The organism is Maritimimonas sp. 2205BS37-2 (genome assembly GCF_056591755.1).
In genome coordinates this window covers 1070676-1084026 of sequence record NZ_JBWQOI010000001.1, presented here as the reverse complement: position 1 = coordinate 1084026, position 13351 = coordinate 1070676, and the positions used below count along the sequence as shown (strand labels likewise).

At 32.9% G+C, this 13351-nt stretch carries 12 protein-coding genes and 1 riboswitch; of the genes, 1 reads left to right on the top strand and 11 read right to left on the bottom strand.

Features of this window, described 5'->3' with window-relative positions; genetic code table 11:
- Nucleotides 1-10 precede the first annotated feature (10 nt).
- From miaA to AC1EUU_RS05120, 8 genes are read right to left on the bottom strand one after another with little or no spacing between them, the layout of a single operon-like run.
- Nucleotides 11-919, bottom strand: a complete 909-nt coding sequence (gene miaA / locus AC1EUU_RS05155) for a tRNA (adenosine(37)-N6)-dimethylallyltransferase MiaA (RefSeq protein WP_480200311.1) — start codon at nucleotides 917-919, stop codon at nucleotides 11-13.
- Entirely contained in the window at nucleotides 912-1736 is an 825-nt protein-coding gene (locus AC1EUU_RS05150; RefSeq protein ID WP_480200310.1) for an ion transporter, read from the bottom strand. The genes miaA and AC1EUU_RS05150 overlap by 8 nt, the downstream gene beginning before the upstream one ends.
- The gene (locus tag AC1EUU_RS05145; RefSeq protein WP_480200309.1) at nucleotides 1733-3703 is read right to left on the bottom strand and encodes a transglutaminase family protein; all 1971 of its coding nucleotides are present in this window, start codon (nucleotides 3701-3703) and stop codon (nucleotides 1733-1735) included. The genes AC1EUU_RS05150 and AC1EUU_RS05145 overlap by 4 nt, the downstream gene beginning before the upstream one ends.
- A gap of 5 nt (nucleotides 3704-3708) precedes the next feature.
- On the bottom strand, nucleotides 3709-5070 hold the full coding sequence (locus tag AC1EUU_RS05140) for an exonuclease domain-containing protein (protein ID WP_480200308.1): 1362 nt from the start codon (nucleotides 5068-5070) through the stop codon (nucleotides 3709-3711).
- The gene (locus AC1EUU_RS05135; RefSeq protein ID WP_480200307.1) at nucleotides 5071-6129 is read right to left on the bottom strand and encodes a M28 family metallopeptidase; all 1059 of its coding nucleotides are present in this window, start codon (nucleotides 6127-6129) and stop codon (nucleotides 5071-5073) included.
- A gap of 43 nt (nucleotides 6130-6172) precedes the next feature.
- Entirely contained in the window at nucleotides 6173-6967 is a 795-nt protein-coding gene (locus AC1EUU_RS05130) for an ABC transporter ATP-binding protein (protein ID WP_480200306.1), read from the bottom strand.
- A 2-nt stretch (nucleotides 6968-6969) separates the two neighbouring features.
- Nucleotides 6970-7944, bottom strand: coding sequence for a FecCD family ABC transporter permease (locus tag AC1EUU_RS05125; RefSeq protein WP_480200305.1), 975 nt, complete (start codon nucleotides 7942-7944; stop codon nucleotides 6970-6972).
- A gap of 54 nt (nucleotides 7945-7998) precedes the next feature.
- A complete protein-coding gene (locus AC1EUU_RS05120; RefSeq protein ID WP_480200304.1) occupies nucleotides 7999-9135 on the bottom strand; it encodes an ABC transporter substrate-binding protein in 1137 nt (378 codons plus the stop codon).
- A gap of 104 nt (nucleotides 9136-9239) precedes the next feature.
- A riboswitch (cobalamin riboswitch) is annotated at nucleotides 9240-9464 on the top strand.
- A 143-nt stretch (nucleotides 9465-9607) separates the two neighbouring features.
- On the opposite strand from AC1EUU_RS05120, the gene AC1EUU_RS05115 reads away from it, so the two are divergent.
- Nucleotides 9608-11470: a TonB-dependent receptor plug domain-containing protein gene (locus AC1EUU_RS05115; protein ID WP_480200303.1), complete on the top strand. Its 1863-nt coding sequence runs from the start codon at nucleotides 9608-9610 to the stop codon at nucleotides 11468-11470.
- A gap of 64 nt (nucleotides 11471-11534) precedes the next feature.
- Here AC1EUU_RS05115 and AC1EUU_RS05110 read toward each other — a convergent pair whose 3' ends face one another.
- Genes AC1EUU_RS05110 through AC1EUU_RS05100 form a run of 3 tightly spaced genes read right to left on the bottom strand, consistent with a single transcriptional unit; the run spans nucleotide 11535 to nucleotide 13348 of the window.
- Nucleotides 11535-11999, bottom strand: a complete 465-nt coding sequence (locus AC1EUU_RS05110) for a thioredoxin family protein (protein ID WP_480200302.1) — start codon at nucleotides 11997-11999, stop codon at nucleotides 11535-11537.
- A 9-nt stretch (nucleotides 12000-12008) separates the two neighbouring features.
- Nucleotides 12009-12437: a DUF2147 domain-containing protein gene (locus AC1EUU_RS05105; RefSeq protein ID WP_480200301.1), complete on the bottom strand. Its 429-nt coding sequence runs from the start codon at nucleotides 12435-12437 to the stop codon at nucleotides 12009-12011.
- Nucleotides 12434-13348, bottom strand: a complete 915-nt coding sequence (locus AC1EUU_RS05100; RefSeq protein WP_480200300.1) for a YihY/virulence factor BrkB family protein — start codon at nucleotides 13346-13348, stop codon at nucleotides 12434-12436. Before AC1EUU_RS05100 ends, AC1EUU_RS05105 begins: the two co-directional genes overlap by 4 nt.
- Nucleotides 13349-13351 lie beyond the last annotated feature (3 nt).

Sequence of the window (13351 nt, the reverse complement as noted above, 5' to 3'; positions counted from 1 at the left end):
CAAATCTTTTTTAACCAATTTTCGAGTTAATAAATGCTATTATAGTGTTGATTTTATCTTGATAATCAAACCATTTGATCTCGTTGTCTTTTCTAAACCAAGTGCCTTGTCGTTTGGCAAACCTACGTGTATTTTTTTTAATTTCTGAGATGGCAAAGTCCAAGGTCCATTGATCATCAAAATAATTAAATAACTCCTTGTAACCAACTGTCTGCAAGGCGTTTAATTTTTTGTACGGATAAAGCACTTTTGCTTCTTCCTGCAGTCCTTCTTGTATCATAAGATCAACACGCATATTGATACGATTGTAAACAATTTCGCGCTCTGCGGTGAGTCCTATTTTAATAGAAGTAAAATTTCTTTTGGACTGCTTATCGGTTAAAAAGGAAGCATATGGTTTACCCGTACCAAGACAAATTTCTAATGCACGAATTACACGCTGATGATTATCAAGGTCAATTTTTTGATAGGTCTCAAAATCAAGTGCTTTTAATTGTTCTTGAAGGGATTCAATTCCTTTATGCTTCAATACTTCTTTTAAATCTTTTCGAATGTTGGCAGCTACCTCTGGAAAATGATCAAGCCCTTTTATAACCGCATCTACATAGAGTCCGCTACCACCAACCATTACCACTACATTATGTTTTAAAAAAAGCGTATTAAGTGTCTTAAGAGCATTTTTTTCAAACTGTCCAACACTATAATCTTCAAATATGGAGCGATCTTGAATAAAATGATGCGGTACTTGCATTAATTCTTCAGTGCTCGGTACTGCGGTACCTATAGTCATTTCTTTATAAAACTGGCGAGAATCACATGAAATAATTTCTGTTGAAAAGTGCTTGGCAACATGAATGCTTAAGGCCGTTTTGCCAATTGCCGTAGGACCAATAATTGTAATAAGATATTTATTATTCATTTAGAATATGACCACATTTATAGCAAAATTCGGCAGAATCACGATGATTTTCAGCAGTACAACTGGGGCAGCTTTGTGTGTTGGTATGCACCTCCCTATTACGAGCGTATTCCGCAGTTACAATGCCAGTTGGAATTGCAATGATACCATAACCCAAAATCATAATAAAAGCAGCTATGAATTGCCCCAATGCGGTTACGGGAGCGATATCGCCATATCCCACCGTGGTTAATGTTACAATTGCCCAATAAACACTTCGAGGAATACTGGTAAAACCACCTTCTTCACCACCTTCTATTAAATACATTATAGTACCTAGTATGATACAAAGTATAACTACAAAAAATAAAAACACCGATATCTTTGCCCTGCTATTTCTCAAGGCTACCAATAAACGATTTGACTCACCTATGTATCTTGCCAACTTTAAAATTCTAAATATCCTTAAGAGTCGTAATGCTCTTAAAGCAGCAAGTGATTGTGAACCTACTAAGAAAAATGATAAATATTTAGGTATCGTTGATAAGAGATCAATAATACCGTAAAAGCTAAAAATATAATGTTGTGGTTTTTTTACAGAAACAATTCGAGCAATATATTCTATAGTGAATAGAATGGTAATTACCCATTCAGAAATATCTAGAAATGTATGGTACTTCAGATCAAATTCTTCTACAGTTTCTAGCATTACAAATACAATACTGGCAATAATAGCCACTAGTAAAACTATATCGAATAGCTTTCCAGCAGGAGTATCTGCTTCATAGATAATTTCGTGAAGTTTAGAACGCCAATTCTGCTTTCTGTTTTTTGTCAATTTGTAGAATTAATTTTTTCTAAAGTTATTAAACTCTTGTGAGTTTTGATAATTTGATTAAAAAATTCCTTTAAATAAGGATATTCTTGTGATGAAAAATACGATTTATTAAGCTTTACTCTTGAAAGCAATGAAATCTTTTGCCCATTTGTTGTTACCCTAAAAAGGTAAACACCGGCGTCATTTGGAAGTTTGAATGCTCTATTTTCTGGCAATGATTTTACCTGATAGCCCTCAGGGATTTCCAATTGTAAGGTAAACGTATCTGTATAACCATAACCAAAATCAACAGGATAGTGGCGTTCATTTAATTTAAAAGGATTTTCATTCAGTTTATTTAGAATAAACGGACTAATAATAAAGGTTCTATTTTTTAGGTTACCGGCTATTTCAACCTCAAAAACTTCAGAAAAGGCTTTATTTAAGTTTTCAGAATTATGATTTTTATACGAGAGAACAGATAAGTCTATATTTTTATTTTCTATTTGATCTAAATATTCATCTTCGCCGGCAGTATAATATTTTCTTCGCTTAGACAATCCTCTATAGCCATCATTTGCCGTATTTAATATACCAGTAATATTACCACCTTTATTTAGTTTTAGATTTAATGAAGTTCTGGTAAGAGTTCTATGGGTTGGTATAATGCTGTGCCAATAGCTACCCTTTTTAAAATTCATAACCCTACCATAACCATTTAAAGCTCTAAAAGGTAACATGCCAAATGGCATTCGTTTTTCGGTTGCATCTAATAAATAGCTTTTATCTGTCAAATTTAATTTGGCAATGGCGTAGTTAAAATCAGACATTACCGGATGCACTTTCGTGGGTAACCCATGTTGTCTTGTAGAAATAAGCATAAGCTCAGTATCATATCCAGCAGCTTTAAGGGCATTGATTAGGGCTATATTGATCTCGGTTGAGTTACCTGTTTTCTTATCAAAAGCCTCCTTTACATTTACCCCAGAAAACAAACTATATTCATCATTCCAGGTGAAATGATGCTTTATATAGTTGTATATTTTTTGAGCGTTTTCAATGGTTTGTTCACCTGAAATTAAATCAAGAGGTAATTTTTTCTTTATATAATCTATTTTTCGAAGCTGTTTACCAATACTCTTTTCGGTTCTAAATTCTTTATCTACATGTTTCCAAGTTTTAGTGTATTTATGATTTGTACCATCAAAACCCTTAAATTCTGATAACTCAAATTTAATTGCAGAGAGGTAATTGTCTTTTGATGTTAAATAATCTTCTTCTATGAATGCAGGAATATCTTTCATGGCATAGGTAAGCTTCTCACAATCTGCTTCTCTAACACTACCAGGAATTGAAAAGCAGCTTCTTTTAATGTCAGATTCATTCTTAAGTAGTTTATAAAAACCAACAAGCCTCCTATTATAGCTATAATTACCCGGAATTAATGCATGAAATTCACTATATATTTTTGGGATATCAGATTGGAATTCCCATCCATTAAAATTGAACAAGAAAGGTGAGGTTATAGTATACTCGTATTCAATAATACTATTGTCTTTAATATTTGGCATGGTAAATTTAACTTCAGACCAATGCTCATTTAGTTCTTCAGTATAAATATGCTTTTTTAACAGATCTGTTCTTACAATACCATTATGGGTAACACCTCTTACATCTATAACTTTTTCTCCACGCTTACTATTCCTATAAATAGGCACTTTAATAGTGGCATGATCGATTCCTTCTTTATTGAAGATCTTAACCTTGGCATAATATTTTGTTTTGATGATAATTCTATTTGTTGTTACATCAAATACGGTTTTACCTCTTTCATATAAAAATACAGCATTTGCTGTTGAATCTTTTTCATAAATGGTTATAGCATATTCTTTCTCGCTGATGTCTCCAAAAATATAGGGTTCCTTATTTCTTTGAGCATTGACTACCTGCATAGTAATCAATACTATCATGATTAGCGACTTTTTCATTTAGCTTAATATTGGATGATTTTTAGTTTTCGGTTTTTTCTTAAATAACTTTTTATAATATGCTGCACATCTCTATTGTCTTGCATTGGAGTAATTAATGATCGAATAATTTCAATATTATTAATCTGAAAATTGAGGTTAAAATAGCCAATGCCTTTAAAAATACCGTTCTCAATAAGTATGGCACTACGTTCTTCATAGGCTCTTCCTCTATCAATAATAATCATACTTTTGTTTTCAAAGCTATTGTAGTCTACTAGTTTTTGAACGCGATTGTTATAATCTTCAATTGATTCTTCGTTAATACAAGCTCCGTTACATTGATCTATTGTATAATTAAAACAATTGGTATGTGTAGGATATAGGCCGGTAAGCTTTTGGCAGAGACTGTAATTTTCGATAGCCCTAAATAAAAAGCTTTTACCACTTTGTTTATTTGAGAAGGTAGTAATGGCATTTTTTCTTCCATTTACTTTATCAATCTTTAGATTGATATAACCATTTATATCAGTAAAACTATATAATCCTTGAGTGAAAATAGTTCTACGTTGTGCCCGATTAAAGATGGGTTTATTCTTTTTAATTTCTTCACTTTCTTTTAGAAGAGCTACCAATTCACTACCCGTTGATTCATAGGTGACAGCCGATACGAGTGTTTGAATTTTTTTCGATTTATGTGTGGCACTTGTAAAATGTTGATTGATTCTTTTTTTAATATTCTTGCTTTTACCAATATAAATTATTTCACCATCAGCCTTATGCATATAATATATACCCGTTGTAGTAGGCAGCTCTTCAATGATATTTAATAATTTAGAGTCGAGCTGATTTTTTGGAACATCACGTACCGATTTTTTTAGAATATCTTTTTGTAAATCTTTATCTAGTAATAATTGAAATAGCTTAGTGGTAGCGATTGCATCGCCATTCGCTCTATGCCTATCTGAAACAGGAATTCCTAATGAACGGCATAACTTCCCTAAACTATAAGACTCAAGGTTTGGGATTAATTTCTTACTTAATTCTACGGTACATAGTGTTTGTCTTTCGTAATCAAACCCTAATCGTCTAAACTCAGTCCTTAAAATGCGGTAATCAAAATTAGCATTGTGAGCTACAACGATACAGTCATTTGTAATTTCAACAATACGCTTTGCTACCTCATAAAATTTGGGAGCATTTCTAAGCATGGTACTATCGATACCTGTAAGATTAACTACAAAAGGCTGGATTTTACGTTCTGGATTTACAAGACTTATAAAGCTATCCGTCACCTGATGACCATCAAATTTATGAATTGCAATTTCGGTAATACCTTCTTCATTGTACTTACCACCGGTAGTTTCTATGTCAACAATGGCGTACAATTACTTTTTGTCTACTACTAGTCTATTTTCTCTATTGGCTATTTCCCAGGCAGTATAAAAGATCAATTGGGTTCTTTTCTGTAAAAGATCATAGCGTATTTTATCAGCTGTATCCGTTGGTTTGTGGTAATCTTTATGAACTCCGTTGAAGTAAAAAATGATAGGAATATTATTTTTCGCAAAATTATAATGATCTGATCTATAATAAAATCTATTCGGATCATTTTCATCATTATAAGTATAGTCTAATTCGAGATTCACATGCTTTTTATTCATTTTTTCTGACAATTCATGTAATTCAGTACTTAGTTTGTCTGATCCAATAAGGTAAACGAATTCAGGATTATCGGCATGCCGTTTATCAAAACGACCAATCATATCAATATTTAAATTTGCAACAGTTGCATCTAAAGGAAAAATTGGGTGCTCCGTGTAATATTTTGACCCAAATAAACCCTCTTCTTCACCAGTTACATTTAAAAATACAATCGAACGTTTTGGTCCATGACCATTCTCTTTGGCTTTTTTAAATGCTTCGGCGATTTCTAATACAGCAGAAGTACCAGAGGCATCATCATCAGCGCCATTATAAATTTTACCTCTTTTGATACCTTCATGATCATAATGCGCAGAAATAACTAGATACTCTTCGGGTTTTTCTGTACCTTCAATAAACGCAACTACATTTTCTGAAGCTGCCTTTGATTGTCCTCTAAAATAATCTCTAGGAATCGGTTGCAGATATTCACCGTTAGCATTTGCTGCTTTTATGTTTCGTTCTTTATAATAATTCACCAAAAATTCTGCTGCTAATTTTTGCCCTTTTTCACCTGTTTTTCTTCCTTCAAATTCATCAGAAGCCAATTTATAGACCAATTTTTTAAGATCATCTTGTGTAATTGTTCTTGCATAATCAACTACAGCATTCGCAATACTTTCAACTTCTTTTTTAGTACTATTTTTCTTGCTATTTGTTGTTGACGCAACTTTAGACTTTGTCGTTGAAATTCCACATGAAATTATAGCTATAGTGGCAATAAACAATGGTAAGTTCTTCATTCTCTTTAAAATTAGGTACAAATATCCAAAAGTATAAAAAATACTAGGCTTTTATGATAAATTGCTTCGATTTTACATCAAATTTAACGAATTGAGAATCAAATAGACCAGAGAGTTTATTGGTAGTTATAAGATGTGATGTATCACCACTAATAAACACATGATCATTCATCAACCAAAGCGCATCAGAAATTTGCAAGGCTAATTGAACTTCATGAGTAGAAATAATAACTGTTTTATTGAATTTATTAACTAAGGTTTTAAGTAAGTTAAAAACTTCAATCTTATGATGAATATCGAGGTGTGCAGTAGGTTCATCTAAGATGATAACTTCTGTATCTTGGGCTAATGCTCTTGCAATCATTACTTTTTGCAATTGCCCGTCACTTAATTCATCATATTTTTGATGCATTAATTGTTCTATATTGGTATTTTTTATAGCTAAAGCTATCTTGTTGCGATCTTCATCATCTAGCTTACCTATCCAGTTTGTATAGGGCTGTCGTCCTAAAGCAATCAGCTCATAGACGGTTAGATTACTTTCAGGAATTCGTTCGGTTAGTACCAAACCGATTTTTTGAGATAATGTTTTTGCAGATAATTGTTCTAAAACTTCACCTTCAATATAAACCTCACCTGCCAATTTTGGTTGTACCCTAGAGAGCGTCCTTAGTAATGTAGATTTTCCAATACCGTTTTTTCCTAAAAGAGAAACGAGCGTTCCTTTCTTAAGGTCAATATTAATTTTATCAGCTATGATCTGCTGTTTTTTCTTTACAGTATAACCTATGGAGAGGTTCTCAGTTTTTAAAACGGTATGTGTAACTGCTTTACTCAAATTTAAAAATGAATTTTACGTTTTCTTACCAATAACCAAATTACAATAGGCGCTCCGAAAATTGAAGTAATTGCATTAATGGGTAAGGTATATTCACTATTGGGTAATTGTGCAATAGTGTCGGCTATAAGCATTCCTATAGCTCCAATTATGGCAACGGCCGGAATTAAAATTTTATGATTAGAAGTTTTAAATACCAATTTTGTTAAGTGAGGAACCGCTAGGCCTACAAATGCTATGGGGCCCGAAAATGCGGTTATAACTCCGGTTAACAAACCGGTAGCAATTAAAGTAATATTACGTGTCTTTTTTAGATTAATACCAAGACTTTGCGCATAATTTTCACCTAGTAGCAGACTATTTAATGGTTTTATGATAGTGATAACCATGAACAATGCTATGAGAAAGATAAGAAAGAACACCACTAATTCTGTCCGTGAAAGGTTTCCTAAATTACCGAAACCCCAAAAGATATATTGTTGCAATAGTTCGGCACTACTAAAATAGCTTAGCACACTAATTATTGCCGCTGTAAGACTTCCAAACATCAATCCGATAATTAGTATAGACATCGTATTTTTTAATTTTCTGGCAACGATCATTACGGCCGATAACACTAAAAAAGCACCTAAACTTGCAGCGATAACTAATCCGAAACTTGAAAACGCAAATCCAATAATACTACCACCAAAAAGAGCAACTCCCAACAATAGAATAGCAACTCCTAAACTGGCACCAGAGCTGATACCAAGTACAAAGGGACCCGCCAAGGGATTTCTAAATAAGGTTTGCATTAGTAAACCACTTATGGAAAGTCCAGAACCAACTAATATAGCTGTGAGTGATTTTGGTAAGCGATAATTAGTGATGATATACTGCCAAGATTCTTTTGTTCCTTCACCAATTAGACCGCTAAAAACCTCCTTTACAGGAATATAAACAGACCCTAAACTTATATTTATCAGCCAGCTAGCCAATAAGCAAAAGCCAAGTATGAGAAAGGTAGAATTATATGATTTTTTAGGATGCAATTAATCGTTTAGTTTTTCTAAAAAATATGGTTGATAGTTAGGTAATAACTCCGGATGGGCCACCTTAATAAGATCTTTTAAAACAATATGCGGCTGAACAGGAGCGAGCTCATAATAAATGACTCCTCCATTTTCACCTTTCCTCATACTATACGTATAGATACTACGCTCTTTAAATGCTTTAAATTGCTCATAATGTGTATTTGCTTTTTCCAATTGATTATAGCTTGTAAATAAGCCGGGGTCAATCCATATCTCAGCATTCTGCGCTTTTTCAAATACCGATTCAAAATTTAAAGAAAGGCTTCCTTTTCCTTTAGAATGGGCCCATATATAATTGGTATTTGCATCTTTTAAAAACTGGGCTACAAAACTTTCGCCAGCCGGCACATTCCAAACCTGACTAAATTGAATGCCTGAGAAAATTGTGGGCTTATTTTTAGCCTTTTGAGCAATTTCTCTTGCTTCTAAGTATGCACTTTCAATTGCATTGAAAATACTATCAGCTTCTTGTTCTTTATTAAACAGAGCTCCAAAAAATTTAATCCATTCGGCTCTACCTAGCGGTGTAGTCTCTAACCAGTCGCCATTAAGTAAAACTGGGATTCCTGCTTTCTCTACATTGCTAAACATTTTAGAATTACTGCTTAAAGAGAAACCAATAACGGCTTCTGGATTCAGTTCTAGTAAAACTTCTGTATTGATACTTTCTTCATTGCCCAATTCTTTAATTTTATCTTCTTTTATAAGCACATTTGTTTTTTTAGAAGAGATGTAGTTGAGGTTTGGGAAACCTACTAAGCTCGTTTCTTCTTCTAATAACTCTAGCATAGGGATGTGCGTAGTAGAGGTGACTACCGTTTTCTTTAATGGAACCCTTACAATTTTTTTACCATTCAATTCTTGTGGAATGTCTTGATCTTTGCTTAATAAAAAGAATTCATGTGCTTCTTTGGCATTAGGAAAAGGCCTAAGAATGATTAGCTTACTATAAGTTTCAAATTTCTGAATATCAAACCCTTCCGCATGTTTTATTGAAGTGCTTTTTTGTGGTTCTTTATGTTCCTCTCCTTCCTTTTTACAAGAGAAAATAAAAATGAACAGCGTTGAAAATAAAAGAAGATTTACGAGTTTCATTTAGAGTAATACTTTTTAGCAAAAGTATCATTTTTGTTTAATACTTCTTTTAAAAAGGTTGAACAAAAATTATAAACTTATATGGTTTATAAATTATATTGAATTACATTTGCCGCGATTTTGGTTTGATATATTAGTTTATATCGATTAAAAGGGAATCAGGTGAAATGCCTGAGCTGTCCCCGCAACTGTAAATTCATGCCGAATTTATTTCGGCACCTCATTAATTTGAGCTGTTATTCTTTAAGATAGCCACTGACTCTATAAAAGTTGGGAAGGTTAAGTAACAGAAAATAAGCCAGGAGACCTGCCAGTATCATAATAATCAACGCTTTCGGAGGAAAAGTAAAGGTTTATGATATCTTATCATGCTCCCATTTTCTTACTGATAGCCTTTGTTTCCATGAAGATGGAAATCTCAAAAAATTTATGTTTAATTAAAATTTAGGTCTGTTAAAAACAGATAAACATTATGAAAAAAAGGTTATTGTATGTAGGAGCTTTACTAACAACAGTTTTAGTAAATGCTCAACAGAAACAAGATTCAACAAGAGTTGAACAGCTCGAAGAAGTAGTAATTACTGATTCTCGATTTAAACTCAAAAGAGAAAACTCAGGTAAAACGGTTATTAAGATCACTTCAGAAGAGTTAAACAGAAACCAAGGTAAAACCTTGGCCGAAATTATTAATAGTAAAAGCGGTATTGAAATTAATGGTAGCCGAAGTAATGGTGGTCAAAATGTATCGGCTTTTATCAGAGGCGGTAATAATCGTCAGGTATTAGTACTGATTGATGGTATTCAAGTTTCAGATCCTTCATCGGTAACGAATAGCTTTGATTTACGTTTGCTAAATATCAATAATATAGCATCTATTGAAATTATTAAAGGAGCCGCGAGTACTTTATACGGAAATAGTGCGGCAACAGCAGTAATTAATATTACTACTAAAAAGGCGTCTTCTAATCCGATTTCGGCTAGCTTTTCGTCAAGTATTGGTACTAATCAATCTGCGGTAAAAACTGATTATGACTTGGCAGATTTTATGAACACGGCTTCCGTGAATGGAACCTTAGGTAAGTTTACATACTTAGCTTCATTTGGACATCAGTTTTCCGATGGTCTTTCTGCCGTAGCGGTTGGAACGGAAAAAGATGCCTTTTCAAGAACGAATATCGGGGCAAACTTTGGCTATAAATTATCTAACAGCTTCAGTATTGATGCTTTTATTAGCCAAGAACGATTTAATGCTGATTTTGATAATACTTTTCCTGCATTTGCTGATGCCGATTTTTCATCGACTTCAGATCAATATAGGTATGGTATTTCACCGAAGTATAATTATAAGAACGGCTCTATAACAGTAAATACCTCATTTATAAAAATAAATAGAGACATTAATTCATCGTTTTCTGGAAATTTTGAAGGCAAAAGTTGGATTGTAGATGCATTTAATAAGTACAATTTTAACAGCAAGTTATATACAATTGTAGGGTTAAATTATATTAATAATGAAGTAAGCTATACGGAAGAAGAGAATATCACGAACATTGATCCTTATATAAATGTAGTTTGGATATCTGATTTTGGGCTAAACCTTAATACAGGAGCCCGATTGAATAATCATAGCGAATATGGAAGTCACTTTACCTATAATATCAATCCGTCGTATACATATAAGTTTAATAATGGATATGTAAAGTTCTTGAGCTCATATAGCACCTCATTCATTGCGCCTAACTTATCGCAATTATTCGGACCATTTGGAGCAAACTTAGACCTTGAACCCGAAACCAATAGTACTTTAGAAGCAGGAGGGGAGCTTAAACTTAATAATAAACTTCTAGTAAGCGTGGTTTATTTTAATAGAAAAGAAGACGACGTTATTGTTTTTGGTGGTAATGGCTATGAAAATGCTATGAATGACTCAGAAGTTGAAGGAATAGAAGTAGAGTTTTCTACCAAAATAACCAATCAACTTAATTTCAATGCCAATTATGCGTTTACAGAGCGTAAGGAATCAGTGGCATTAAGAATACCAAAACATAAAATTAACGCAACCCTAAATTATAATTTTAGTGCTAAGAATTATATAGCACTTAACTATCAATTTGTAGATGATAGAGCAGATAGTGATTTTAGTACATTCCCTGCTACAGACATAACATTATCATCTTTTTCTTTAGTTGACGTTAACTTTGGACATGAATTAATGAAAGATAGATTATTCCTTACAGCTTCTGCTACTAATATATTCAATGAAGAATATACAGAGGTTTTTGGATTTTCAACTAGAGGACGAAATTTCAGACTAGGATTACGATTAGATTTTTAGGAATAAGATTATATTGAGCATAGCAGAGAAGCATAGCTCCTTTGCTGTGCTTCTCTTATAGCAGCTACTTTTTTAAAGCATCATTGATCAAAGCATAATGCTTGCTGGTATCTCTTAAATAATTATAGCTTTCTATTTTACCTAAACTTTTACCATTAGCATCACACAGCACCACGGTAGGAATTATTTTTTGATTATAAGCAGTACTTAACTGACGGTTAGTTGTTTTTTGGTGTTTTGATATTAGGTTCGGCCGTCTGGGGATATTTACGCGAACCAAAACTAAATGCTCATCAGATAATTTCTTAAACTTTTTTGTGTAGAAAAAATCTTCATTTAATCTTTTGCTGGCAGTACTGGCATCAGAGCTTGTAAAATAGATTAGAATTAGTCTATTGTCTTTTTTAGCCAAGGTTTTAGCCTGCTCAAAATCAGACTGCCAATTAAGATCATAGCCTTTTTTCTGAGCAAAGGAGGTTAAACCAATTAATAGTAGTATAACAATCCCTATGACTTTTACTTTTTTCAAATGTGTTATTTAGCTTTTAACTCGATACCAATATTCTGTTCTTCCTACTAGCGAGATACCAATATACCCTCTTAATTTTAACTTATTAGTACTTACTAGCGTAATATAACATTTATAATATTTACCATTTTTTGGATCTAATATTTTTCCATTACTCCACTCATCACCATCTTTTTTTAAGCCGTCTAAAATATCTAATCCTAATAAGGGCTTATTTTTATTTTTGCCTTTGCATTTAAAGCATGTTTTATCGCGGTCGTCTTTATTTAAAATCTCAATTACTTTCGCATAGGCTTTTCCATTCTTTTCATAAACTTCTATAATTGATTCACCTTTGCCTGTATCAGGATCAATAGTTTTCCATTTACCAAAAATGGTTTGTGCGCTAATAGCGGTAATTCCTAAAAAGAATAGCATCAATAAACTTAATGACCTCATCTATTTCGTTTTTTTAAACGTATCATCGCCGCATTGAGCTCAAATCCTAATAATAAAATAATAGAATTTAACCAGATAAACAGCATTACAATCAACAAAGTACCAATAGAACCATACAGTTCGTTGTACTGGGCAAACCGTTTCACATAAATAGCAAATATTCTAAAATTAATTAGTATTAAGAATGTTGTTAAAATGGCTCCCGGAGAAAAGAATGATATTTTTTTTCCTTCTTTCGTGCCCAGGTAATAAAACATGGCTACTGTAATAAATAACATGATAAAGATTACAGCGTATCTACCTGTTTGAACCCAAAATTCTATGTCGGTCATATATCCTTGCTTTGATAAATTACCAACGGCTATTTCAAAGTAAATAATTACCCCAACAGTTGTAAACAACAATAATGCCAATATAAGTGTTACGGCTAGTGAAATAATGTATTGTTTGATGATTGATCTGGTCTGTAACTTATGGTAGGTATATTCAAATCCGCCAAAAAGTGAATTGATCCCATTTGTCATTAAAAAAATGGAAAGAATAAAACCAAAAGATAATAAACCACCATATCTATTTTTTGCGATGTCGGTGAGCACTGAATCAACCGCTTCTGAGGTTCTTGGTGGTAGCGCTTGATTGACAAAATCCATAAAGATCTGGTCAAAATTCTCAATAGGCACGTAGGGAATTAAAGTTAGCACAAATAGTGCGAACGGAAATAAAGCCATAAAGAAACTAAAGGCAATTGCACCGGCACGAGAAGTTAACGCACCTTGTACAATGCCAATCACATACATTTCGAGTACATCATATAATGACATTCCTTCTAAACCGGGTACTTTTATTTTCTTAAAAAGTTTTACAAACCAGCCTAGTATAGGGATTTTCGAAAGACGTTCTTCTGACTTCATGAT